The organism is Variovorax sp., from assembly GCF_965279555.1.
Taxonomy (GTDB): domain Bacteria; phylum Pseudomonadota; class Gammaproteobacteria; order Burkholderiales; family Burkholderiaceae_C; genus Variovorax.
Genome location: NZ_OZ257247.1, coordinates 2,086,513 through 2,111,616 on the forward strand (window position 1 = coordinate 2,086,513; position 25,104 = coordinate 2,111,616).

17 protein-coding genes are annotated in these 25,104 nt (G+C 68.8%); 3 read left to right on the forward strand and 14 right to left on the reverse strand.

The window, feature by feature from the left end; all coding sequences use genetic code 11:
- Positions 1-138: 138 nt before the first annotated feature.
- Complete coding sequence (locus ACQY8B_RS10125; protein WP_422086577.1) at positions 139-1,503, forward strand: homoserine dehydrogenase; 1,365 nt, start codon at positions 139-141, stop codon at positions 1,501-1,503.
- Between the two features lie 9 nt (positions 1,504-1,512).
- Here the strand turns inward: ACQY8B_RS10125 and ACQY8B_RS10130 are convergent, their stop codons facing one another.
- Genes ACQY8B_RS10130 through ACQY8B_RS10140 form a run of 3 tightly spaced genes read right to left on the reverse strand, consistent with a single transcriptional unit; the run spans position 1,513 to position 4,245 of the window.
- Positions 1,513-1,911 carry a PPC domain-containing DNA-binding protein gene (locus tag ACQY8B_RS10130; protein ID WP_422086578.1) on the reverse strand — a complete coding sequence of 133 codons (399 nt, stop codon included), beginning with the start codon at positions 1,909-1,911 and terminating at the stop codon, positions 1,513-1,515.
- A gap of 4 nt (positions 1,912-1,915) precedes the next feature.
- The gene (gene pgm / locus ACQY8B_RS10135; RefSeq protein WP_422086579.1) at positions 1,916-3,571 is read right to left on the reverse strand and encodes a phosphoglucomutase (alpha-D-glucose-1,6-bisphosphate-dependent); all 1,656 of its coding nucleotides are present in this window, start codon (positions 3,569-3,571) and stop codon (positions 1,916-1,918) included.
- Complete coding sequence (locus ACQY8B_RS10140; RefSeq protein WP_422086580.1) at positions 3,568-4,245, reverse strand: HAD family hydrolase; 678 nt, start codon at positions 4,243-4,245, stop codon at positions 3,568-3,570. Before ACQY8B_RS10140 ends, pgm begins: the two co-directional genes overlap by 4 nt.
- Before the next feature lie 169 nt (positions 4,246-4,414).
- On the opposite strand from ACQY8B_RS10140, the gene ACQY8B_RS10145 reads away from it, so the two are divergent.
- Complete coding sequence (locus ACQY8B_RS10145) at positions 4,415-4,750, forward strand: hypothetical protein (RefSeq protein WP_422086581.1); 336 nt, start codon at positions 4,415-4,417, stop codon at positions 4,748-4,750.
- 135 nt (positions 4,751-4,885) lie between these two features.
- Positions 4,886-6,265, forward strand: coding sequence for a putative bifunctional diguanylate cyclase/phosphodiesterase (locus ACQY8B_RS10150; protein WP_422086582.1), 1,380 nt, complete (start codon positions 4,886-4,888; stop codon positions 6,263-6,265).
- Between the two features lie 19 nt (positions 6,266-6,284).
- Here the strand turns inward: ACQY8B_RS10150 and ACQY8B_RS10155 are convergent, their stop codons facing one another.
- The 11 genes from ACQY8B_RS10155 to map form a co-directional block, all read right to left on the reverse strand.
- Positions 6,285-10,613 carry a cellulose synthase subunit BcsC-related outer membrane protein gene (locus tag ACQY8B_RS10155; protein ID WP_422086583.1) on the reverse strand — a complete coding sequence of 1,443 codons (4,329 nt, stop codon included), beginning with the start codon at positions 10,611-10,613 and terminating at the stop codon, positions 6,285-6,287.
- Positions 10,589-11,860 (reverse strand): cellulose synthase complex periplasmic endoglucanase BcsZ, encoded by a 1,272-nt coding sequence (bcsZ, locus tag ACQY8B_RS10160; RefSeq protein WP_422086584.1) that lies wholly within the window; start codon positions 11,858-11,860, stop codon positions 10,589-10,591. Before bcsZ ends, ACQY8B_RS10155 begins: the two co-directional genes overlap by 25 nt.
- 6 nt (positions 11,861-11,866) lie before the next feature.
- Positions 11,867-14,191 carry a cellulose biosynthesis cyclic di-GMP-binding regulatory protein BcsB gene (bcsB, locus tag ACQY8B_RS10165; protein WP_422086585.1) on the reverse strand — a complete coding sequence of 775 codons (2,325 nt, stop codon included), beginning with the start codon at positions 14,189-14,191 and terminating at the stop codon, positions 11,867-11,869.
- Positions 14,188-16,347, reverse strand: a complete 2,160-nt coding sequence (bcsA, locus tag ACQY8B_RS10170) for a UDP-forming cellulose synthase catalytic subunit (RefSeq protein ID WP_422086586.1) — start codon at positions 16,345-16,347, stop codon at positions 14,188-14,190. The genes bcsB and bcsA overlap by 4 nt, the downstream gene beginning before the upstream one ends.
- Positions 16,344-17,141, reverse strand: coding sequence for a cellulose biosynthesis protein BcsQ (gene bcsQ, locus ACQY8B_RS10175; protein WP_422086587.1), 798 nt, complete (start codon positions 17,139-17,141; stop codon positions 16,344-16,346). Before bcsQ ends, bcsA begins: the two co-directional genes overlap by 4 nt.
- Positions 17,142-17,143: 2 nt before the next feature.
- Complete coding sequence (gene bcsR / locus ACQY8B_RS10180; RefSeq protein WP_422086588.1) at positions 17,144-17,635, reverse strand: BcsR/BcsP family cellulose biosynthesis protein; 492 nt, start codon at positions 17,633-17,635, stop codon at positions 17,144-17,146.
- Positions 17,632-18,108, reverse strand: coding sequence for a cellulose biosynthesis protein BcsD (bcsD, locus tag ACQY8B_RS10185; RefSeq protein ID WP_422086589.1), 477 nt, complete (start codon positions 18,106-18,108; stop codon positions 17,632-17,634). Before bcsD ends, bcsR begins: the two co-directional genes overlap by 4 nt.
- A gap of 180 nt (positions 18,109-18,288) precedes the next feature.
- The gene (locus ACQY8B_RS10190) at positions 18,289-20,367 is read right to left on the reverse strand and encodes a diguanylate cyclase (RefSeq protein ID WP_422086590.1); all 2,079 of its coding nucleotides are present in this window, start codon (positions 20,365-20,367) and stop codon (positions 18,289-18,291) included.
- Positions 20,368-21,405: a GGDEF domain-containing protein gene (locus ACQY8B_RS10195; protein ID WP_422086591.1), complete on the reverse strand. Its 1,038-nt coding sequence runs from the start codon at positions 21,403-21,405 to the stop codon at positions 20,368-20,370.
- A 93-nt stretch (positions 21,406-21,498) separates the two neighbouring features.
- Positions 21,499-24,105 carry a [protein-PII] uridylyltransferase gene (locus ACQY8B_RS10200; protein ID WP_422086592.1) on the reverse strand — a complete coding sequence of 869 codons (2,607 nt, stop codon included), beginning with the start codon at positions 24,103-24,105 and terminating at the stop codon, positions 21,499-21,501.
- 22 nt (positions 24,106-24,127) lie between these two features.
- Complete coding sequence (gene map / locus ACQY8B_RS10205; RefSeq protein WP_422086593.1) at positions 24,128-24,952, reverse strand: type I methionyl aminopeptidase; 825 nt, start codon at positions 24,950-24,952, stop codon at positions 24,128-24,130.
- Positions 24,953-25,104 lie beyond the last annotated feature (152 nt).

Consider the following 25,104-nt stretch of genomic DNA (forward strand, 5'->3'; position numbering starts at 1 on the left):
TGATTACCACCATTACCACCGCGGTCACCTGACACGCGCAGGTGGCCGTTCCGGCAGCCACCTGGTGTATCGCTCTCTCCCCGAACGAATGAACCCAGCTCTGGCAGCTGGGTTTTGTTTTTTCGTCTGGAGATGTCCATGTACCGCGATCCCGTTGAATCCCTCGAGCCCTTGCACGACAGCCGCCTTGCTGTCACCCGTACCCTGCGCGTGGGGATGATCGGTATCGGCACCGTGGGCTCGGGCACCTTCCGGGTGCTGGCCCGCAACCAGGCGGAGATCGCGGCGCGCGCCGGCCGGGCGATCGAGCTGGTGATCGTCGCGGCGCGCAATCTCGAGCGCGCCGCGAACATCTTGGGCGGGAGCGTTCCACTCACGGCCGACCCGATGCAGGTCGCCACACATCCCGAAGTCGACGTGGTCGTCGAAGTGGCCGGCGGCACCGGTCCGGCGCTCGACTGGGTGCTGGCCGCCATCGCCCACGGCAAGCACGTGGTCACCGCCAACAAGGCGCTGCTGGCGGTGCACGGCGCCCGCATCTTCGCGGCCGCGCGCGAGCAGGGCGTGGTGGTGGCCTACGAAGGCGCGGTGGCCGTGAGCATCCCGATCGTCAAGGCACTGCGCGAGGGGCTGGCGGCCAATCGCATCGAATGGGTGGCGGGCATCATCAACGGAACCACCAACTTCATCCTGAGCAAGATGCGCGACGAGGGCCTGGATTTTGCCGCCGCGCTCGCGCAGGCACAGGCACTGGGCTATGCGGAGGCCGACCCGACCTTCGACATCGAGGGCATCGACGCCGCCCACAAGCTCACGCTGCTCGCCGCCAACGCCTTCGGCATGCCGCTGCGGTTTGCCGATGCGCAGGTCGAAGGCATCAGCGGCCTGCAGGGCATCGACGTGGCCTGCGCCGAGCAGCTCGGCTTTCGCATCAAACTGCTGGGCGTCGCGCGCCGGCGTGCCGCCGGTGTCGAGCTGCGCGTGCAGCCCGCGCTCGTTCCCGCGGACCACCTGATGGCGCAGGTGAAGGGCTCGATGAACGCCGTCATGGTGAAGAGCGACGCGGCCGGCCTCACGATGTACTACGGCGCGGGCGCGGGCTCCGAGCAGACTGCATCGGCCGTGATCGCCGACCTCGTGGACGTGGCGCGGCTCGACGGCGTCGATGCCGCGCAGCACGTGCCGCACCTGGGCTTCCACGCGCACGCGACGAATGCCCTGCAGGTGCTGCCGCGCGCCGCCGTCGACACCTGGCACTACCTGCGCGTGCCGGTGCGGGGCGTGAGCCAGATCCAGGCGGTCACGGCCTGTCTCGGCGAGCAGAAGGTGCCGGTGCGGCAGGTGGCGCTGGCGGCCGAGCGGCCCGGGCAGGGGCCGCAGGTGCTGGTGTTGACCGGGCTGGTGGCGCAGGGCACCGTGGACCTCGCGGTGCATGCGCTGCAGGAACACGCGGCCGTGGCCGGCGCGGTGACGACGCTGCGGGTTGAAGAGCTCGCCGGTTGAGCCTGGCGTTCAGGCCTTGGGGCGTGGCGCGAGTTCGGCGTAGCCCGTCGCCGCATCGTGCGTGCGGGCGAAGTGCCATTGCGGCAACCACGCGACCAGTATCTCGGCGGTCGTGCGCACTGTGCAGCCCGGTGCGGCATGTCCGCCGAAGACGCGTCCCGCGGCATCCGACACGCTGATGTGCAGGTGCGAGCCGTCTGGCGAGAGGCTGCCCGCCAGCGTGAGGATTTCCAGATCGCCATCGATGCGCGCGGCGTTCTCCGCACCCGCAAAGCGGATGCTCGCCCCGCTCAGGCTGCCGATGCCCGAGACCACGAACGCCGCCTCGCCGCCGCCTTGCTTCAACGCGAGATCGAGCGACGCGCGCAAGTCGTCGCCGGGGTTCAGCCGCAACACCAGCGTCTGCACGCCCTCAGCCCCCCGACAGCGCCCCGTCGACCACCTGCTGCGCCTCTTCGAGAATGCGCGCCAGGTGCTCTGCGCCCTTGAAGCTCTCGCCGTAGATCTTGTAGATGTTCTCGGTGCCCGAAGGCCGCGCCGCGAACCAGCCGTTCGCGGTCACCACCTTCACGCCGCCGATGGCCGCGCCATTGCCGGGTGCGTGGCTCAACACGTCGACGATCTTGTCGCCCGCCAGTTCGGTCGACTTGATCTGCGCAGGCGAGAGGCTGGACAGCCGCTTCTTCTGCTCGACCGTGGCCGCCGCATCCACGCGGTCGGACACCGGCTGGCCCAGCGCCTGCGTCAGCTCGGCATAGCGCTCGCCGGGGTCTCGTCCGGTACGCGCGGCGATCTCGGCGGAGAGCAGGGCGGGCACCATGCCGTCCTTGTCGGTGGTCCACACCGAGCCGTCCTTGCGAAGGAAGGTCGCGCCCGCGCTTTCCTCGCCGCCGAAGGCCAGCGACGCATCGACCAGCCCGTCGACGAACCACTTGAAGCCCACGGGCACTTCGTACAGCTTGCGCCCGAGCCGCGCGGTGACGCGGTCGATCATCTGGCTGCTCACCACCGTCTTGCCGACGGCGGCCTGAGCAGGCCATTGCGGACGGTGCGTGTAGAGGTAGTCGATCATCACCGCGAGGTAGCTGTTCGGCTGCATCAGCCCGGTGCTGCCGGAGACGACGCCGTGGCGGTCGTGGTCGGTGTCGCAGGCAAAGGCGATGCCGAAGCGGTCTTTGAGCGCAATCAGCTTGTGCATCGCGTCGGGCGATGACGGGTCCATGCGGATGCGGCCGTCCCAGTCGAGCGACATGAAGCGGAAGGTGGGGTCGACCTCCTGGCTCAGCACGTTCAGGCGGGACAGCTTGTAGCGCTGCGCAATCGCCGGCCAGTAGTGCACGCCCGCGCCGCCCAGCGGATCGACGCCGAGGTCGATGTCGACGCCGCGGATGGCGTCCATGTCGAGCACCTGCGCCAGGTCTTCGACGTAGGTGTTCAGGTAGTCGTGCCGGTGCGTGGTGGCTGCGCGCAGGGCCTGCGCGAGCGGCAGGCGCTTCACGCCTTCGAGGTTTTTCGCCAGCATCTTGTTGGCCGCAGCCTCGACGGCCGTGGTGATGTCGGTGCCGGCCGGTCCGCCGTTGGGCGGGTTGTACTTGAAGCCGCCACTCTCGGGCGGGTTGTGCGAGGGCGTGATGACGATGCCGTCGGCGAGCCCTTCGGTGCGCCCGCGGTTGTAGACCAGGATGGCGTGCGATACGGCTGGCGTGGGCGTGTACTCGTCGTCCTTCGAGATCATCAGCTCGACGCCATTGGCCGCCAGCACTTCCACCGCGCTGTTGAACGCCGGCGTCGACAGCGCATGCGTGTCGATGCCCAGGAACAGCGGACCATCGATGCCTTTCTGCTTGCGGTAGTCGCAGATTGCCTGGCTGATGGCCAGCACGTGCCATTCGTTGAAAGCGTTGTCGAAGGACGAGCCGCGATGGCCCGAGGTGCCGAAGGCCACGCGCTGGGCCGGCACGGACGGGTCGGGCCGACCGGTGTAGTAGGCCGAGATCAGGCGCGGCACATTGACCAGCAGGTCGAGCGGTGCGGGCTTGCCCGCGAGGGGATTGGTGGCTTGGCTCATGTCGATGGAAAGTCGAAGTTGATCAGGTCGCCGATGCGTTCGATGGTGATGTCGGCGGGAGCGTAGGCGGCAATGGCCTGCGCATCCAGCGCATAGTGCCCTTGCCGCACGAAGACCGTCGTCAGACGGGGCCCCCAGACGGCCTTCATGGCCCAGAGAATGCGCAGCTTGTCGTCGATCATCACGTAGTGCCTGGCGGGGTGGCTCTGCGCGACGGCGTCGAGCATTTCTTCTTTATGCACGTAGATGAGCACGCGGCCCTCGGTGGCGTCCCACAGCCCCGAGCGCTGCACCTTGCGCGGCTGGAACACCACGTCGCCGTCGGACAGTATCACCGTCGGGCCGTGCCGGCGCAGGTGCTTCAGCGCGTCGAGCGCGCCGGGGTAGAGGCGGTCGGCGAACGGGTAGTCGATCAGGAAGCCGGACATCAGCAGCAGCCGCGAGTCGCTCATGCCGCGGCGGCTTTCCTCGGCGCGGTAGCGCTGCAGCGCGCCCAGGTAGTCGACGTAGCCGAGCTCGTGGCGCAGGGCCTCCAGGGCGTCCCAGTAGCGTGCGGAGCTTTCGGCGCCGAAGTTTTCCTCGAGATGGGCATGCAGGTCGGCGATGACACGGTCGTTGTCGAGCAGGGTGTTGTCGACGTCGATGAGGAAAACAGTGGCGGGAGGCTGTGTCATGAGGTGTGCGGCCGGTGGCCGGGGCTGCGCGCGTCGCGTGCAGCATACGCCTGGCGGCCAAGGCCCGGCGATGGCCGTGCGAATTAGTTGATGCCTTGCGGCCGGCTGGCTTAACCTCTGCCGCGGAACAAGCTCTCGCCTCGATTCCCGGAGTTCCTGGAGGAAATGAATGCATATGACCAACGGCCGGTGCCTCGCCCTGGCCACCCTCGTGCTCGCGCTTGCCGGATGCCAGTCGCCCCCGGCAGACCGGCCGCTGACCTCCGAAGTGCCCGAGCCGCCCGGCTTCGCGCCGCCGCCCGAGACCTGCCAGGCCGCCGCCGCGCGCTTCGGCCTCGGGCTGCGCGTATCGCCGTTGCTGGTCGAGGAAATGCGCCAGCGTGCAGGCGCCCGAATGGCCCGAACCGTGCTGCCCGCCGACTCCCCCGGTCCCGCACAGGACGCCACTCGGCTCAACATCCAGGTAGAGCCGGGCGGTCGCGTGGCGGGTGCTTATTGCGGTTAGGCGCGAAGATACAGCCCTTTTTTGCATGCACATGTGTTGTGCGCACACAGCGGCTGTCACAAATCCACGCTCCAACGCGCCGAATGGACAGAATTGGGAGAACAATAGCCCGCGACTTTCCGGAGCCACAGTCTTTTGTCGATCAAGCAACCCACCGTCTCCCTGCCGTCGCATTACGACGGCTCGGCACGCCTTCCGCCAGATGAAGTGCTGCGTCCCCTGATGGACGATTGGGCACGTGCGGGCAAGCGCCTCGCGGCCGTCTGCTATCTCGACGTCGATCGCTTCGCCGAACTCAACGACCGCCTCGGCATGGTTGCCGGCAATGCGGCGCTCGAAGAGGTCGCGCGCCGCATCAAGGCGCAGCTGCCGCGCGAGAGCGTCATGGCGCGCGTGGGCGGCGACGAGTTCGCGGCCGTGTTCGCCGGCCTGGGCACCTCGCAATGCGCGCAGGTGCTCGAACGCATCCAGAACGCGCTGGCCGAACCCTGGATCTGGCGCGACCAGACGGCAAGCATCGACGCCAGCATCGGCGCGATGATGCTCGACAGCAACGGGCCGCCCCCCGAGATCGCCTTGCGCCAGGCGCAGCATGCGGCCTTCTTCGCCAAGCGCGCGGCCGACGGCAAGGTGCACTACTTCGACGCCCCCCAGGCGCGCGCCGATGAGCAGGTGGTGCGCGAGCGCCAGCGCATTCAAGAGGGGCTGCTGCAGGGCGAGTTCTTCCTGGTCTACCAGCCGAAGGTCGACATGCGCCGCGGCGAGGTGGTCGGCGTCGAGGCGCTCATCCGCTGGCAACACCCCGAGCGCGGCCTGCTGCCGCCGATCCAGTTCGTGCCGCTCATCGAAGACGACGCGCTGGTCGAGCAGGTCGGCGACTGGGCCATCGCCACCGCGCTGTGGCAGGCGCACCAGTGGCGCCTGGCGGGCCTGCAGGTGTCGGTCAGCGTGAACGTGGCACCGCGCCACATGATGCGCTGGGACTTCGTCGACCGCCTCGCGCGCCACCTCTCGCAGTTTCCCAAGCTGGGTGCGGGCATGCTCGAACTGGAGATCCTCGAGACCACGGCCATCAGCCAGTTCGCCAACGTGGCGCTGTTCGTGGAGGCCTGCAAGGCGCTGGGCGTGGGCGTGACCATCGACGACTTCGGCACCGGCTATTCGTCGCTGACCTACCTGCGCCAGCTGCCGGTGTCGGCCGTGAAGATCGACCAGTCCTTCGTGCGCGGCATGCTCGACAACGCACAGGACCGGGCCATCGTGCAGGGCATCCTGGCGCTGCTGCATGCGTTGGGGCTCACGGCAGTGGCAGAGGGCGTGGAAACCGTGAAGCAGGGCGAAGCGCTGCTCGCCATGGGCTGCACGCTGGCCCAGGGCTACGGCATCGCCATGCCGATGGCCGCCAAGGACATCGTGAAATGGGTCGCCGCCTACGAGAGCGCGCCCCTGTGGGGCCGCGACACGACACCGGACGAACCGGTGCCCGCGCCGCTCGCGGAACCGCCCGCGGCCTGAGCCGCGGGCTTTCTTCTTCCTACAGCAGCGGCGTGTAGGGCGAGACCATCGGGCTCAGCGAAGTTCCGCCGCCGAGGCTCGGCACGCCCATGTTGCTGGAACCGCCGAACACATAGCGCAGGTACATGCTGCCGGTGAACTGGCGGTAGTTCTGCGCGTTGTTGAAGCCCAGCGCACCGCCCAGGAACATCTTCGGCGCCAGCTGGTACTCGAGCACTGCGCCGAAGTTGTAGGCTAGGCCGGTCTTCGAACTCTTCGGGTACATGTTGTTGTACACCGTGCTGTTGAAGCCCAGCTGCGTGGCCAGGTTCGCCACGTAGGCCGCGTCGGCGTTGCGCGCCGGGTCCGTGGGGAAGTAGGGCGACGATTTCTGGGTGAACGACTGCACGCCCAGCGACGCGTTCACGCGCCAGGCAAGCCGGTTCGCGCGCCCGGTCCAGTCGACGGGGAACGCGATGCTCACGAAGCTCTGCGGGCTGAAGTACCCGCCTTGCCCGAAGGTGTAGTAGCTCAGGTTCTTCTCGTAGCTCATGAGCCCGAGGTTCATGCCGAGCGTGAGCTTGGAACTCGCACTGTCGAGCAGGTGCAGGTAGGCACCGCCGCCGGTCTCGAACCGCGAGTTGCTCGCCACGTTCTTGCCGGTCAGGCCGTGCGCCGACAGGTAGCTGTAGATGCCGTAGGTACCGTCGTCGTAGCCGATGTCGCCGCGCACGCCGGTGGCCACCACGCCGCCCCATCGGTCGTCGTTGCGGTTGTCCTTCGCGCCGGCGAACGACAGCACGCTGTCGGTCATCGCACGGCGGGAGATGTCGGCCTTGTAGTTCCACGAGTCGCCGAAGCTGCCCTTGAACGTGACGTTGCCGACCACGTTGGTGGTGGGGAAGCCCAGTGGCGTGGTGCCGATGCCGGCCTCGAAGTTCTTGCCTTCGTAGCCCACGTTGAGGCCCACGCCGGAAGCGTTCTGCTGGCCAGGCTCGTTGAGGTTGACCAGCGACCTCGCCACGGCAGTGGGGCCGCCGCCAAAGCGGCTCTGCGCCGAATAGGTCAATGCTGGCGAGCCTGCGTCAACCACCGTCGGCGTCACGCCGACGACGATCTTGCCCTCGCCCACCGGGAAGCGCGCCTGGATCGGCAGCTGGAAGTCGGACAGACGGCTCAGGCCGGCCTCGCCCGCGCGGCTGCGGTAGACGGTGCCGGCGGTGATGGTTACCGCGCGCTGCGCTTCCAGGTCCTGCAGTTCCGACTGCAGCGAGTTGGCCGGCGCCGGTGCCGCGCGCAGCGGCGCGTTCCAGCTCGGCTCGCTGCGGGGCTGCGGCGTGTTGGCTTGCGCATAGGCCGCGTTGGCCGACGGATAGGCGGCCGGCGGATAGCCCGGCGCGGGATAGCCGGCCTGCTGCTGCGGATAGCCGGCAGGCTGCGCCTGGGGAATGTAGACCTGCTGCCCGCCCGGCTGCGCCATGTAGGCGGAAGCCTGCGGCGTGTTGTTGGCGGCCTTGCTGTTGCGTGCGGTGCGCGTGGTGGCGGCGCGGCCCTTGGTGTTCGATGTTGCGGCGGGCGCGGCGCCCCAGGGCAGCGCGCCAGGCGCCGCCGCCATGGGGGCTGCCGGGTAGGCGGCGGGATAGGCACCGGCAGGGTAGCTCGCCGCAGGGTAGGCGGGGTAAGCCGCATTCGCCGCGACCGGGTAGGAGACTGGCTGCGAGCGTGCCTGCGCGAAGGGATTGCCACCAGCCGCCGGATACGCAGCCGGCACGGCCGCGCCCGGCCCGCCGCCGGTCATGCCCGCGAAAGGGTTGGCGGGCGGCATCTGTGAAGGTGCGCCGCCCGGTCCCGCGAAGCCGGTCGAGGCGACCTGCCGTTCGGCTTCGACCGCGGCGCGCAGGTACTGCTCGGCCTTGCGGCTTTCGCCTGCGTTGCGGTAGACGCGGCCGGCGGCGGCCAGCACACGCGACTGGTCGGGCGCCTGCTTCAGCGCGGCCATCACGTAGTTCTCGGCCTCGCCGTGCTCGCGCTGCGCGCTGGCGCTGGCGGCGGCTGCCAGCAGCGTGTCGAGGTCGGTCGGGTTGCGCTGCAGGATGCGCTGGTACAGCGCCAGTGCCTGGCCTTCGTCGCGCGCCGCTGAGTACAGGCGGGCCAGCGCGGCCATCGCCTGCGGGTCGTTCGGGCGCTCGGCCAGCACCGGGGCCATCGCGTTGTAGGCTGCCTCGAGGTTGCCGGCTTCGCGCAGGGCGTCGGTCTGGCGCAGCGCGAAGGCGATGCGCAGGCTGTCGAAGTCGTTGCGCTGGCTGGCCGTCATGTTGACGCCGGCAAGCTGGCGCAGCACGGCGGACAGCTCGATGTCCTGCTTCGTCTTGAGCAGCACCGACGCATACAGCAGCCGGTCGCCGATGCTCGGCGTGGGCGAACGAGCGAGCAGCTGGCGGCTCATGGCCAGTGCGCGGGGCGCGTCGCCGATTTCGGCATAGGCGCCTGCGAGCTGGCCCCACAGTTCGGCCGGCATGTCGGCGCTCAGCGCCGATTCGGCCTGGGCCAGCACGCCGCGCGCGGCGTCGACCTGGCCTTGCCGCGCGAGCGCCTGCGCCCGGGCGGCCTGCGACTGCGCCCAAAGGCGGCGTTGCAGCGTCGCCATGTCGCGGGTGCGCGAGCCGGCGGGAATGCGTTCGAGGTACTGGATGCCCGCGGCCGAATCGCCGGTTTCGGAGGCGAGCAGGGCGCTGGCGTACAGCGCGTCGGGCATGTCGGGCTGCGACATCAGCAGCCCTTCCATCACGCCGCGGGCTTCGGAGACCATGCCCTGCTTGCGGTAGATGTTCGCGAGGTCGAGCCGCACCCAGGGGCTGTCGGGCGCCGCGAGCATCGCGTCTTCGAGCGTGCGCTGGGCGCCGGCCGCGTCGCCGGCATCTGCCTGCTGGCGGGCGCGGTTGCGCGCTTGCTCGACCTGTATGTCGCGCAGGCTGCCCATCTGCGTGGCCTGCTCGGGCGTGAGGCGGCGCGAAAGCGCCAGTGCCTCGTCGGGACGGCCGGTCTGGCCGTACACCGAAATCAGCCCGCGCAGCGCCTGCGTGTTCTGCGGCCTGCTCTCGAGCACGCGCTTGTAGCCCTGCTCGGCCTGCGCGAAGTCGCCGGCGGCGGCGCGCAGGTCGGCCAATGCGTTCTGGCCCACGGGTTCGCGCGGGTCGATGCGCACCGCGCGTTCGTACAGCGACTGCGCACCGCGCAGGTCGTTCTTGCCCTGGGCGGCGCGAGCCTGCCCGACCAGCACCCAGTAGTTGGCGCTTTGCAGCGCCGAGTTCCACTTGGTGGCGCCGCCGCGCACGGCGCGCTCCAGCAGCTCCTGTGCTTCGGCAAAGCGCTCCTGGCGCATCCGCACCAGGCCCAGGCCGCCGAGTGCCTCGGTGTCGTCGGCCTTGGTGCGCAGCGCCTGCTGGAAGCGCTGCTCGGCCGTGGCCGGGTCGCCGCGTTCCAGCGCCTTGAAGCCTTCGCCCACCGGCACGTCGGGCGCGTTTGCCGCGGCGGTCTTGGCGGTGGTGAGGGTTTCAAGCCGGGCGGACACGGCGGCATCGGCCGGGTTGTTGCTCAGGTAGTCCTGGTAGAGCGGGATGTCGGGCGCCCTTGCGTCGAGCCAGATCAGCGCCTGCCGCCAGGCGGCGCGCGCGGCGGTGGCCACGGCGGGCTGCTTGGTCAGCTCGACCAGTTCGCGGATGCCCGCGCGGCGCGTCGGTTCGCTGTAGGTCTTCTGCTGCGCTAGCGCGAGCCGATAGTTGGCGTTTTCCGGATGGTCCTTCACCAGTTGCTCGAGGCCCTTGCGGCCTTCGTCGACACCTTGCGGCGTGCTTGCCAGCGCCTGGTAGTACTCCAGGGCCACGGCCTCCGGCGGCGGCCGGTTGTCGAACAGGCTGCGATACAGCTCGACCGCCTCGGCGGAGCGTCCGGCGCGCGCGGCGGCGCGGGCGCGCTGCAGCGTGCCGCCTTGCTGGCCGGGCTGCTGGGCCTGCTGCTGCAGGCGAGCGACGCGGGGATCGTTGGGATGCGCGGCGCGCAGGCGGTTGGTCCAGGTGCGCACCTGCTCTGCGTTGTTGCGCGACAGCTCGACCTGCGCCATGCCGTACATCGCGTCGGCGGATTGCGGGTTGACGCTCAGCAACTTCTTCCAGCTCTCTTCGGCCAGGTCGGCTCGGCCCTGGGCCTGCCAGTAGTTGCCTTGCTCGATGAGGGCAGCGTTGGCATCGGCCTGCGCGAAGGCCTGGCCGCATGTGCCCAGCGCCGCGAGCATGCCGATGCAGGCCAGCCATTGCTGGGTTCGGAAGGAAGGGGGACGCTTCGGCTTCACGCCGGTCGATTGGGACGGCATAGCGTTCTCCATGATGTTTGCAGCTGGCCGTTGCGGCCGAATTCATAGCGACCGTCGAGCCAAGCCTGGCCGAACAGTAACAGCACCTGCTCGTAATAGGGTAGGGGCGCCGGGGCTGCGGCGCCGGAGGTCGTCGCAGCCTGCGGCAGGGCGGCGCGCCCGCCCGGCACGCGGGCGACCTGCGTGGCCAGCGCGTCGGTTTCGTCCAGTGCCTTGAGGTAGGGCAGCATCGCGCCGGAAAAGCCCAGCGGTGCCATGCCGCGCACGGCACCGGTCACGGTGTCGACGTATTCGGGCACCGGCTGCTTGTCGGCCAGCAGGAGCCGGGGGCCGCGCAGTTGCGCCAGCAGCATCTTGCGGGCCGGGTCCTTGTCGGACAGCATGCCCGCCCAGAGGTAGACGCGAATGGCGTCGTAGCTGCCGGTGACGCCCTTCTGAGGGTCGGCCACGAAGGCGCGCGCATCCTGCGACCAGGCGCACCAGTCGGGCGCGAAACCCTTGGGCGTGACGCTGCCGAACATGCGCAGCGTGTTGTCGGTGACTTCCTGCCAGGGGCCGGTCGGGTCTGCCTGCTGGAAGTAGCGCAGCAGCTGCAGCGGCATGTAGCTCGGGTTGAGCCGCCAGAGCGGCCCGCTCGCTACCGACTTGGGCCAGGGCAGCAGCATGCGGCCGAGCCCGGGCAGCGAGATCACATCGTCGCGTACCGCCAGGGCGAGCAGGCTGCGCCCGAGCGTGCGGTAGCGGTTGTCGTTCCAGAGGCGGCCGGCCTCCATCAGCGCATAGGCGATCCAGAGGTCGGAGTCCGAGGCGGCATTCGGGTCGAGCACGCCCCAGCCGCCCTCGGGCTTGCGGCCCCATTGCCAGGCCGGCAGCTGCCTGGCGAGGCTGCCGCCGGCGAGGTTGGCTTCGGTCCAGGCCAGCACGCGGGCGAAGATGTCGCGGTCGTTGTGCACGAGCGCGAAGAACAGCGCGTACGACTGCCCTTCGGAGGTGGACTGCTGCTGCGCGGTGTTGAAGTCGATCACCCGGCCGTCGGGCTGGATGTGGCGCGCAGCGAAGGCGGCCCAGTCTGTTGCCGGGTGGCAGGTGGCAGCCGCATTCGATGCAGGTGCCGGCGCCGGGGCGGGCGCGGGCGCCTGTGCACTCGCCAACTTCGGCAACGCAAGCGCGAGCCCGGCCGCGGCCAGCAGGTTGCGGCGGCTCGCCAGGGGGGGGGCAGGAGGGCGGGAAGTCGGCAGGCGTCGCATGGGTGATTATTTGGCCTTGTTGACCGACAGGCGGCGGCGCGCCCGGATCTGCAGGCCCGCATACGACACCGCCGCGCCCAGCAGGGCCAGCAGGATGACCAGTGCCGCCAGTCCCAGCGGACTGCGCGACAGATGCCACTGCAGCCACGTCAGCGGCGGCAGGCGGCCGACGTAATACGTGTCGCCGCCCAGCACGCTGTTGACCTGCGTGTCGCGCACGATGGTCATGCTGCCCTGCACGCGCTTGAGCAGGTCGGGCGTCATCAGCGCGTTCAGCAGCGCTTCCTTCGAGTCGGGGTTGGTGATGGCGGCGATCACGCTGCGGCCGCTGCGCAGCGGCGACTCGAAGCCCGCCAGCACCGCATCGCGGCCATCGTCGCTCACCGCGATCTGCATGCTGCCCGGCAAGTCTTCGCGGGTGCGCGCGCCGATCACCAGGTCGATGGCGTTGTCGATCCAGCTGTTGAGCTTGAGTTCGGGTGCGTTGCCGTTGCGCTTGAGCGGCATCTTGTCGGCCCACTGCGTGAACAGCGGCTGGCTCTGCAGGTTGCCGATCACCAGCAGGTCCTTGTCGGCCCACTGCCCGGCCTCGGCCGAGCGGCCCACCTTCACGCGCAGCGCGGGATAGCCGGTGGAGCGGCCGATCTGGCCCAAAAGACCGAGATAGGTTTCGGTGTCGGCGTCGTTGGGCTGGTCCGGCAGGATGACCGCGGTGTCCGACAGGTCGGCCATGCGCGAGAACGGGAAGCCGCCGTTGGCGTAGGCCGCGAGTTCGGGCATGGCGATGAAGTGCGCGAAGCCGGACACGTCGATCTTCGAGGTCGGATCGATCGAGCCGCGCACGTTGTCCAGCTGCGGCACGCAGCGCCCGCCCACGGGCTCGAAGTAGTAGTGCAGGCGCAGCTGGCTGCGCGGGCCCATGGCCAGCGGCGGCAGGATGACTTCCTTGCGCTCTGCCAGCGTGCCGTCGGGCATCAGCTTCACGGCCAGCGGGTTCCACCAGCGGTCGCCGGCCGGATTGGCCGAGCGCAGCGGCAGGCCGCCCACGAAGTTGTCGTTGACGTTGATATTCAGCGTTGACTGGTCGGGCCGCACGCGCGGCGTGTAGCGGTATTGCAGGTCGAGCGGAATTCCGCGGCTGCGCCAGGTGAACAGGTCGGGCGGCAGCTGCAGGTTCACGCGGACCACGTCGGGGTTGTAGCCCGTCACCGACAGGTCTGCGGCCGTGGCCAGCTCGCCCAGTTGCAGCGCACGGTCGCTCGGCACCCAGCGCGGCGCGTCATAAGGCTTGCGCACCGGCGGTTCCTGGAAGGCGGTGACGCCGGCCTGAGCGCCCGCGAAGGCCTTGCTGTTCAGCGCCAGCGCCGCGGCGGCGGTGCGCACGTCGGCCGGGGTGCGGCCCATCACCAGCAGCAGCTTGCCGGAGGCGTCCTGCGGGTTGTCGACCACGGCCAGGCCGGGGCCCTGGATGGAAGGCAGCGTGAGGCCGGGAATGGTCGACTCCGGCGTGACGAACACCACCGCATGGCCCGCCGGCAGCTCGCCGTGCGACACCGGGAAGGTGGCGCCGCGGTAGTCGGCCAGCGCGCCGAACCACGAAGACAGCACGCCGGCGGCCTCGAGCATCGGCGCCGTGTCGGTGCCGCCGAAGACGAAGGGAATGCGGGCGCGCCGCACGTCGCGGCGATCGAAGAAGGGCTGCGGCAGGGCCGCGAGGTCGTTCGTGAGCTTGAGCGGCGAGACCGTGAGCTTCAGCGTGCTGGTGGCGTCCACGCGTGCCCACAGGCTGGTGTGCGCCGGGTCTTCGCACTCGCGCGTGTAGTGGCCGATCAGCTCGACGTTGATGCGGTTGAACTCGGTGATGAGGCGCCGGTCGATCGGAATGTCGGCCGTCTGCGGCTTGCCCGCTTCGGCATGGCTCACCGGCAGCGTGGCCACCAGCACGTCGTTGACCGTCACCTTCAGGTGCGAGAGCTCGGGAATGAGCGAGGGCGAATAGGCGTAGTTCAGCCTGAACGACGCGGCCGTCACCAGCTCGTCGGCGCGCACGTTGAACGGGATGCCGACGGTGCCGCTGATGCCGCGCAGCTGGATGGCGTAGTCGATGCCGAGCTGCGTGAGGTTGAGTTCGCGCACCGCGCCGGCGATCGGCGTGGTGTTGGCGGAGGTTGCCGTCGCGGCGGTCGCTGGCGCTGCCGGCAGCACGGGGGGCGGGACCACGGCGGGCCGGGGTTGCGCGGACGTCCCGTCGGCGAGGGACACGGCGGCAAGCGCGATCGCCAGCATGGCGCAGGGCACGACGCGACGATGCGCGAAACGGGGGGGCGTCACGTGGATTCCTTCGTTTTGACGGGGCGCAGCCTTGAAATGGCCGAACGGTAGTAATGGCTGAACATGTCTCTGAAGCCGGTGCCGCTGATGCTGATGAGGTGGCCCAGCACGCGGTGGATGGGCACGCGCGGGTGGTTGCCCCAGCGGGCAGCCCAGATGTCGGCGCGCGCGGTCGTGCACTGCACCAGCGCGCGCTCCTGCGCGAAGCTCATCGGCGCGAAGCGCAGGCCCAGGCGCCTGCCGCTGCTGAAGCGCACCGTGGAGGCGAAGCGCGATTCCTGGTCGTTGCGGTACAGCGCCACCTCGACCGGGGTCTCCAGGTCGAGCTTGAGGTCGCTGGGCAGCTCCACGCCCAGGCCGCCGCTGGAGAAGTCGAAGGTGTTGCAGCGCAGCGAGCGGCCATCGGCAAAGTACAGCGTGGCCGGCAGGTTGAGTTCCACGCGGTGCGCGCCGCGCAGCTGGCGCGACTCGTTGGCCGCGGCCACGCAGGCGCCCAGGATCATCAGGTTGTAGACGGTCCAGGCCAGGTTCAGCCACACGGTGGCGATGTTCTGCGGGTCGACCCAGGTCAGGCGCCACAGGCCCAGGCACACGCCCACGAAGTTGAACGCCAGCAGCACCAGGCTCGCCTTGGCGATGGTGCTGTCGAAGTACTCCTTCTGGATCAGGCCGCCCTTGGCCGTCACGTTGAAGCTGCCGAGCTTGGGGTTGATGAGCGCCACCAGCGTCGGGCGGAAGATGTACCAGGCCAGCACCGCCTCGTACACCTCGTTCCACAGCAGGTAGCGAAAGCGTCCCTGGATGCGGCTGTTGGTCAGGTTGGCGTGCAGGATGTGCGGCAGCGCGAAGGCGAAGATCATCGACGCCGACGCATGGATCACGCTCGCGCCGAAGTACAGGTACGCCAGCGGCGCCGTCAGGTAGATGAGGCGCGGCAGGCCGTACAGGAAGTGCAGCATCGCGTTCACGTAGCACAGGCGCTGGGCCCAGTGCAGGCCGCGGCCGAACAGCGGGTTGTCGATGCGGAAGATCTGCGCCATGCCGCGCGCCCAGCGGATCCGCTGGCCCACGTGGCCCGACAGGCTTTCGGTCGCCAGGCCGGCGGCCTGAGGCAGCGCCAGGTAGGCGGTGCTGTAGCCGCGGCGGTGCATCTTCAGCGCGGTGTGGGCGTCCTCGGTCACGGTTTCGACCGCGATGCCGCCCACTTCCTCGACGATGGTGCGGCGCAGGACCGCGCACGAGCCGCAGAAGAAGGTGGCGTTCCAGAGGTCGTTGCCGTCCTGGATCAGGCCGTAGAACAGTTCGCCTTCGTTCGGCACCGTGCCGAAGGTGTCGAGGTTGCGCTCGAAGGGGTCGGCCGAGAAGAAATAGTGGGGCAGCTGCACCATGCCCAGCTTCGGGTCGCGCCCGAACCAGCCCATGGCGATCTGCATGAACGAGCGCGTGGGGATGTGGTCGCAGTCGAAGATGGCGACGAACTCGGCGGTGGTGTTCTTCAGCGCGGCATTGATGTTGCCGGCCTTGGCATGGCGGTTGTTGTCGCGCGTGACGTGGGTCACGCCCACGTCTTCGCAGAAAACGCGGAATTCCTCGCGCCTGCCGTCGTCGAGCACGAAGATCTTGATCTTGTCGCGCGGCCAGTCGATCGACTGCGCGGCCAGCACGGTGGAGCGCACCACCGACAGCGCCTCGTTGTACGTGGGAATGAACAGGTCGATGGTGGGCCACTCGGCCGGGTCTTCCGGCAGCGGCACCGGTTTGCGCTCCAGCGGCCAGGCGGTCTGCACATAGCCCAGCAGCAGCACCACGAAGGCGTACAGCTCCGCCATCAGCAGCCCGGTGCCCAGCACCAGGTCGACCAGGTTGTCCATGAACATGGTCTCGGTCACGCGCCAGTAGGTGTAGCGCGAGGACACGACGACCGACATGAAGATCAGCACCAGGCTCGCAAAGCGGCCCTTGATGCGGTTGGTGATCAGCGCGGCCACGAAGATGCCCACCGACAGCACGATCTGCTGCTCGAAGGTCATCGGCGTGATGATCAGCGCGGGCAGGATCGCCAGCGCGACCAGCCAGCCGGCAATGCGCACCGGCAGCAGGCGCAGGAGGGCGGGGGCCTGCCGGGGCGGCGGCGTGGACGTGGGGGCGCTGTTCATCGTGTGGATTCCATGGAGCTGGGCGCCTGCCGTGCAGCGGCGATGCGCTCGAGCAGACGCTCGGCGCAGGAAGCAATGTCTTGTGTCGCCTGGCTCATGGGCGCATAGCGGTGCACCGGCACTGCCGAGGCCAGCGCCTCGGGCACCGACTGGTCGAGGTGCAGTACGCCGAGCAGTTCGGGCCGCAGCCGCTGGCGCATCATTTCGAAGACGTCGTGGTTCAGCCGCTTGCCGGGGTCGACCTGGTTGACCACGTAGGCGCTGCCGGCGTAGTCGGGGCGCGGGCGGCAGTACTTGTCGACCATGCGCTCGATGATCGGCAGCGTCGCGAACGAGCCGGCATCGGCCAGCGCCGGAATCACGCACAGGTTGGCGGCGCGCAGCACCTGCTGCAGGTAGACCGTGGGGCCGGGCGGGGTGTCGAGCAGCACCAGCATGCCGTCGGGCAGCGCGAAGCGCGCCAGCGTCTCGGCCAGCCACGTCGGATGGCGGGCCAGCTGTTGTTCGAAGACGATCTGCCGCTCGTCATCGACGTCGCCGAAAGGCAGCAGCATGACGCCCCCGTGCGCGGGGCGGATCGCGCTGGCCCACGGTATCTGGCCGGTGGCGGCATCGACCAGCCCGGTGTCGCAGGCATGCGGGTCGTTGGCGATGTGAAAGCGCAGGGCGTTCTGCGGGTCGAGATCGATCGCGAACACCTGCTGCCCGCGGGCGGCGAGCGCGGTGCACAGGTTGGCTGCGACGGTGGTCTTGCCGACTCCACCCTTGGATGAGATGACTGGGATGACGACCATCGTCACGTCGGCCTTCGCCAGCGCGACATGGGGCCCGGCGGGGGAGCGGGCGGCTGCGGCGCTGCCAGTCGTTCGAACAACTGGGAAAGCGGCGTCGGCGTGGGTTCGCTGGCGGTGGCGGGCTGTGGTGCCGCCGGAGTCTGAGGTTGTTGCGCCGCGGCAGGCGGACGCGCGAAAAGGGGCACCGGCGCCGGCGCCGGTGCGGGTGCAGGGACGGGCGCGGGCACTGGCAGCGGGCGCAGTACCGGCTCTACCCTGGGCTGCGGCGCGGCGGCGAACGGCAGCGGCTGCGCGGGCTCGATCAAGGGCGCGGCAGGCGTGCGTGCGGCGGGTGCGAGCGGGCGCTCGATCTTCTCGCCCGTCAGCAGCGGCCAGACGCGCGGCGCTTCCTCTTCCGTTTCCGGCGGAGCGAATTCCTTGTAGTCGTGGGCATCCCCGCCGAACTTGCGGAACAGGCCCGCGATGTCTTCCGGGGTCGGATCGTCCTGGCTCATGCTTGCGCCTTCGACAGACGCAGGTCGATGCGGTGGCCGGCCTGCGCGGCATCGGGCGGGAACGCCTGCACTCGCAGGGACGACGGCATGCGCTGCGAATCGAACCAGGCCTGGTAGATGCCCTCGAAGAAGCCGACGCTCCAGTCCGTGGCCTCGGGGCCGAAGGCCGTGGCGATGGGGCTGCAGGCGTGGGTGATGTAGACGCAGTCGGTGTCTTCGCTCAGGGTGCTGAAGCCCCAGTCGATGCTTTCCCAGCGCGCGTTGAACTGGGCTTCGAGGTCGCCGAGCGTGTTACACGGGGAAATGGGCATGGCATGCGCAAGACGTTGGCCGATGCGAAAAAACAGCTGCCGCAGATCTTCCGGAGGCAGGCCGGCACTCAACTCCGCAGCCATGCCGCGGTTGAATTCCAGCCACTGCGAACTGCATGAATTTCTCTCGTAGTACTGAATGAACGGCGCGGCTGTTTCCATGTCCGAGCATTCTCTGGGATCGATTAACGCTTGACAACAAATGTGAACTTTTCGGCACACGATCAACCGCGAACTGTCTGAATTCGGGGACGGGCTGACCAAGCGAACCGAAACGAACGCACGAACCCGTGCATCGGCGCCCAGTCGATACGACGCAGGGCGCGTACCGGATTCAACTGGTCAGTCTTCGATGCTGTCCGGCGTTGGCGCAGCTGCGGGCATGGCCCGAGCCCTGGTGTCCCGAGGCGCCTGCGGCAAGCGCGGCGGACGCCCCGCGCGCACCACGCCGCGTCCGGCGGCCTTGGCGGCATAGCAGGCGGCGTCGGCCGCATCGACCCAGGCGTCGACCGAGCCGATTTCCTGCGACAGGCTGGCCACGCCGATGCTGGCGCCGACGTGCAGGCTGCCCGACAGCCAGGGCAGCGCGATCGCGGAGATCGACGCCACGATGTCTTCCGCCACGCGCACGGCAGCCTCGTGCGTGCACTGCTCGAGCAGCAGCGCGAACTCGTCGCCGCCGATGCGTGCCGCCAGGTCGCCGGAGCGCACCCGCGACATGATGGCCGCGGCAGCCGCGCGCAGCATGGCGTCGCCCGACAGGTGGCCGCCGGTGTCGTTCACCTGCTTGAAGTGGTCCAGGTCGATGAACACCAGCGCCGCCGGCAGCGAGCCCGGCCGGCCCTCGATCAGCCGCTGCGCCTGCTGGTCGAAGCGCTGGCGGTTGGCCAGGCCGGTCAGGCCGTCGTGGGCGGCAGACCATTCGAGCGCCTTGCGCGCATTGCGCTGTTCCTCGATGTTGAGCACCGTCCAGATCGAGCCGAAATCGGTGTGCTCCGGGTCGACCGGCCGGCTGCGCAACCGGGCCCAGAAGCGCGAGCCGTCGCCGCGCTGCATGCGGGATTCGCCAACGTACGAATTGCTGCTGGCAAAAGCTTCCTTCTCCAGCGCGGCGAGGGCGGGCTGGTCTTCCTCGGGCACGACGATCAGGTCAACCGGCTTGCCCAGCAGCTCGTCCTCGCGGTAGGACAGCAGGCGGCACAGTTCGTCGCTCACCAGCTCGAAGCGCCGGTCGCGGATGAAGGCAATGCCGATGGGCGCCGCGCGCATCACCGAGCGCAGCTTGCTGAACATCTCGCCGTTCAGCCGCTCCAGCTCGGCGCGCTGCACGCCGACGCGGCGCAGCACCTGGCCGAGCTGGCCTATTTCGCCGTCGCCCGTGGGCCAGCCGTCTTCGGGGCGCATGGCGTCGTCGAACATGTGCTGTGCGCGCCGCTCCAGCATGCTCAGCGGGCGCAGCAGCAGCCAGAGGCTCATGAAAATGCCGGCCGACAGCACCGCCACCAGCGTGAAGGCCCAGACCAGCGCCAGCCGGCGCGCGGCCTTCACTGGCGCCAGCACCTCGGCTTCGGGCCGCACGCGCCACACGACCCAGTCGGGGCCGGGTACGCCGGCGACGCTGGCGATCTCGTGGGCCTGGGGCAGCAGCAGGCCCAGCGGCTCGACCGGGCTGCCCGCGGCCTGCCACGCCTTGAGGGCCTCGGCCAGCCGGGGTTCTTCGGCAATCGAGTGCAGCAGCCGCTTGCCGTCGGGGTGCGCCAGCACCCGGCCCTGCATGTCGGTCAGGACGACCAGCGCGCCAGCATCGCTTTCCTGGGGGTCGACCAGTCCGTCGAGCAGGTCGCGGCTCGACAGGCGCAGCGTGCCGCCCAGCACGGCGTAGATGCCGTTGGCGCCGCGCACCGGCTGGTTGATGGCGACGATGGGTTCGCCGGTCAGCGAGCCGATCAAAGCCTCGGACACTATGGGCCGCCCTTCGGCCAGCAACTGACGGAAATAGGGGCGGTCGCGTATGTTCACCACCGGCTGCGAAACGCCGTTTTCGTCGCGCATCACGCGCACGTTGCCGTCGGGCGTGGCGATGTAGATGTTGGCGAAGAAGTTGCGCATCACCGGCTTGCCCTGCATGAACGCCTTCAGCGCCGCCGGGTCCTGCAGCGTCGCTTCGTCGAGCACATCGGCCACCGACTCGAGCATCCGCTGCAGCTGGATCACGTTATGGCCCAGCAGGGCGGCGGTGCGCACCGACTCGTTCAGCTCGCGCTGGCGCTGCGATTCCAGCAGGTCGTGCTCGGTCCGCCCCACGATGACGGTCGTGATCAGGCCGATGCCGAGCACCAGCGCCAAAATCCCCCCCATCGTGATCCGGGCCTTGAGCGAACCCAGGGCCTTTTCGAGGCGTACCAGCCGGTCAGTGTTCATTCAGTCGAGCTGCGTTTCCCTGGTGGGCGCGGTGGCCCGGCGCTCCCGTTTGACGTTGTACATGGCGCTGTCCGCCTGCTTCAGTGCCTCTTCCGCGGTGGTGGCGCGCGGGTCGACGGCCACCACGCCGACGCTCGCGCCGCCGTACTCGATGGTGGTCTTGCCGTTCAGCCGCAGGTCGCCGATGGTACTTTCGCCCAGGCGGTCGGCCAGAGCGCGCGCCGCGGTGCGCGGAGATTCGTCGAAAGTGGGGCCCGCGCCGATCACCACGAACTCGTCGCCGCCGAAGCGCGCCAGCATGTCGCTGGCCCGCAGCGAAGCCGACAGCCTGCCGGCCATGGTCGACAGGAAATCGTCCCCGACGTCGTGGCCGTGCGTGTCGTTGATTTTCTTGAAGCCGTCCATGTCGATGAACCCGACCAGCGTGCTGCGGCCTTCGCGCTCGCACTGGGCGAGCAGCCGGCGCAATGCGTCGATCAGCGTGCGGCGGTTGGGCAGGCCGGTGAGGCCGTCGGTCGAGGCGCAGGCGGCCAGCTCGGCGTTGGCCCGCTTGAGCTTGACCAGGAGCATCTCGCGCTCGACCTGCTGGGCAAGCAGTTTCGCGAAGAGCCGAAGCACCGGTGCCGCATGGGGCGACAGCGGCAGCTTGTCCGCGCTGGCACCGCACAGGGTGCCGAAGAGGCCGCCGCCGTCGGTCTTGATCGGCGTGCTCACATAGGTCTGGATGCCGAGCTGGCGGGCGGCGTCGGAGTCGCCCCAGCGGCTGGCGACGTCGTCGGCGAAGGTGCGGTCTTCTTCGAGGGCGCGGCGGCAGAGGGTGTCGGACCAGGGGACGGAAAGGCCCTCGGGGATGGTCATCTCCTTGGCGTTCCGGGCGAAAAGAATGCTCTGCAGGCCCTTTTCGAGATCGATGGTCGTGAGGTAGGTCGATTCCAGCCCCGTGACCACTTCGAGCATTTCGAGCATGGGGCGAGCCAGGTCCTCGAGCGTCTTGGCCGAGGAGACCGAGTCTGAAAGCTGTTCAATCAGTGAGTCCATAGCCCACATTTTGACGGCGATGCGCCAAGGCTTCAGGCTTTCGTTGTACGAAAGTAGCGCCAGACCGGCCGCAGCGCCCGAAAAACCTGCGGCTCAGGACGCCAGCGCTTCCATCAGCTCGGTCTCGATGGCCAGCTGGGTTTTCTGTCCCTGCAGCTCGGGGCCGCTGATGAGGAAGGTGTCTTCCACCCGTTCGCCGAGCGTCGTCACCTTGGCGAGCTGCAGGTTCAGGTGGTGGCGCGCCAGCACCCGGGCCACCGAGTAAAGCAGGCCGGCCCGGTCGCTGGCCGAGATGTTGAGCAGCCAGCGCTGGGCCTTGTCGTCGGGCAGCAGGCTGATGCGCGGCTTGATCGGGAAGCTGCGCACCCGGCGCGACACCCGGCCCATGCTGGGCGGCGGCAGGGCGCCGGCCTCGGTGAGCGTCTGCGCCAGGCCCGACTCGACCATGCTGATCAGGTCGCGGTAGTGGTCGGGCAGGAAGGTGGTCACCACCTGGAAGGTGTCGAGCGCGTAGCCGTTGCTCGTGGTGTGCACCTTGGCATCCAGGATGCTGAACGACGATTGATCGAAATAGCCGCAGATGCGCGCAAAAAGATCGGGCTGGTCGGGCGTGTAGACGACCACCTGCAGGCCTTCGCCCACTGGCGACAGGTGCGCGCGCACGATGGGCGGCGCCTTCGGGTCGATCGGCACGCCCTTGGGCGGCACGAAGCGGGAGAGCTGCTTGGCGTGCCAGGCGATCTCGGTGGCGTCGTGGCGCATGAAGTAGCCGACGTCGAGCGTGTCCCACAGCGCCTTGTGCGCCTCGAAGCGCTGGGCATGCAGGGCCAGCTGCACCAGCGCCTCGCGCTTGCGCGACTCGACCTCGGCGTCCGGGTCCGGCATGCGGCCGCCGAGCGCGCGCAGCGTGTAGCGGTACAGGTCTTCGAGCAGCTTGCCTTTCCATGCATTCCATACGCGCGGCGAGGTGCCGCGGATGTCGGCGATGGTCAGCAGGTAGAGGGCCGTGAGGTAGCGCTCGTTGCCTACGCGCTTGGCGAAGGCGCTGATGACTTCGGGGTCGCTCAGGTCCTGCTTCTGGGCAACCTGGCTCATCACCAGGTGCTCGGCGACGAGGAATTCGATGAGCCTGGCGTCTTCGCGGGCGATGCCGTGCTGCTTGCAGAAGCGCTGCACGTCGCGCGCGCCCAGCGTGGAGTGGTCGCCGCCGCGGCCCTTGGCAATGTCGTGGAAGAGGGCCGCCACGTACAGGATCCAGGGCTTGTCCCAGCCGGCCGCGAGCTGCGAGCAGAACGGGTATTCGTGCGCATGCTCGGCAATGAAGAAGCGCCGCACGTTGCGCAGCACCATCAGGATGTGCTGGTCGACCGTGTACACATGGAACAGGTCGTGCTGCATCTGGCCCACGATGCTGCGGAACACCCGCAGGTAGCGTCCCAGCACCGAGGTCTGGTTCATCAGCCTGAAGGCATGCGTGATGCCGTAGGGCTGCAGCAGGATCCGCATGAAGGTCTCGTGGTTGACCGGGTCGTTGCGGAACTTGCTGTCCATCACGTGGCGCGCGTTGTAGAGCGCGCGCAGCGTGCGCGCCGACAGGCCCTTCACGCCGATGGTCTTCTGGTAGAGCAGGAAGGTCTCGAGCACCGCGTGCGGCTCGCGCTCGTACAGGTCGTCGCTGGCGATCTCGATCAGGCCGGCGCGCTCGTAGAAGCGCTCGTTGATCGGCGTGTGATGCTCGTCGCTGGGCTGCAGGCGCTCCGAGATATTGAGCAGCAGGATCTGGTTGAGCTGCGACACCGCCTTGGCGGCCCAGTAGTAGCGGCGCATCAGCGCCTCGCTCGACTTGCGCTGCGACTCGCTTTCATAGCCGAAGCTGGCCGCCACGGCGGTCTGAAGGTCGAACACCAGCCGGTCTTCGCGGCGGTTGGCGATCACGTGGAGCCGGGCGCGGATGAGCGAGAGCAGGGCCTCGTTGCGCTTGATCTGCTGGGCCTCGAAGGAGGTGGCCAGTCCGTTCTTGGCCAGGTCGTCCCAGCGGCTGCCGTAGCCGGCGGCCTTGGTCATCCACAGGATGGTCTGCAGGTCGCGCAGGCCGCCTGGCGATTCCTTGCAGTTCGGCTCCAGCGCATAAGGCGTGTTGTCGAACTTCTGGTGGCGGTGCCGCATTTCCTGCGACTTGGCCACGAAGAAAGCCTGGGGGTCGATGGCGCGGGCAAAACGGCGGCGAAAGGCGGTGAAGAGCTTCTTGTCGCCGGCGATCAGCCGCGCCTCGAGCAGCGAGGTCTGGACGGTGACGTCTTTCTCGGCCTCGGCCAGGCACTCGTCGACTGTGCGCACGCTGGAGCCGATCTCGAGGCCGGCGTCCCAGCAATGGCCGATGAAGGCCTCGATGCGGGCCGGGTCGACGCTACCGGCTTCGCCCTCGGGCGGCAGCAGCAGGAGCACGTCGACGTCGGAATACGGGAACAGCTCGCCGCGCCCGAAACCGCCCACGGCGGCCAGCGAGAGCGCGTCGCCGAAATCGGCCTCGCGCCACAGGGTGCACAACGTTTCGTCGGCCAGCGCCGAGAGTTGGCGCAGCACCGTGTGCACGCTGCGCGTGGGCGCGCGGGCAAAGCGCAGGGTGTCGAAAAGCGCGAGCTTCTTCGCGCGATAGGCTTCGCGCAGCGTCGCCACGTCGATCTTGGCTGCTTCGATCACGGCCGGGGAACGCGTGCGCGCGTCAGGTTTTGGTCGAGGTGACGAAGGAGGGCAGCGGGGGGCTGCCGGCGGAGAGCGTCAGCACCTCGTAGCCGGTCTCGGTGACCAGCACCGTGTGCTCCCATTGGGCAGACAGCGAATGGTCGCGCGTGACGATGGTCCAGCCGTCGTACTGGCCGCCCTTGAAGTCTTCCTTCACGTCGCGCTTGCCGGCGTTGATCATCGGCTCGATGGTGAAGATCATGCCGGGCTTGAGTTCTTCCATGGTGCCCGGGCGGCCGTAGTGCAGCACCTGGGGTTCTTCATGGAAGCGCTGGCCCACGCCGTGGCCGCAGAACTCGCGCACCACCGAGAAGCCCTGGCCTTCGGCGAATTTCTGGATCGCGTGGCCCACGTCGCCCAGGTGCGCGCCGGGGCGTACCTGCAGGATGCCGTGCCACATGGCCTCGAAGGTGATGCTGCACAGGCGCTTGGCTGCGATGGAGGCGTCGCCGATCACGTACATGCGGCTGTTGTCGCCGAACCAGCCGTCCTTGATGACGGTCACGTCGACATTCATGATGTCGCCCTTCTTCAGGGGCTTGTCGTTGGGAATGCCGTGGCACACCACGTGGTTCACCGAGGTGCACAGCGACTTCGGGAACGGGACGCTGCTGGCGCCCATGTAGCCCACCGTGGCCGAGGTGGTGCCCTGCTTGATCATGTATTCGGCGGCCAGGCGATCGACATCGTTGGTCGTGATGCCGGGCTTGATGAAGGACGTGAGGTAGTCCAGCACCTCGGAGGCCAGGCGGCAGGCGACCCGCATGGCTTCGATGCCCGCAGCGTCTTTGTAGTTAATGCTCATCCCCGAATTATCCCATCGGCGCGGCTAAAATCCCGGGTTAACGCGGATGACCCCAGTCAGCGGTCATTCGCCTTTATTCCTTGATTCCCAACGCGGCCCCCGAGGCCCCATCGACCGTGACGCAGCCCGCACCTCAAGCCCTTCCTGTCGTA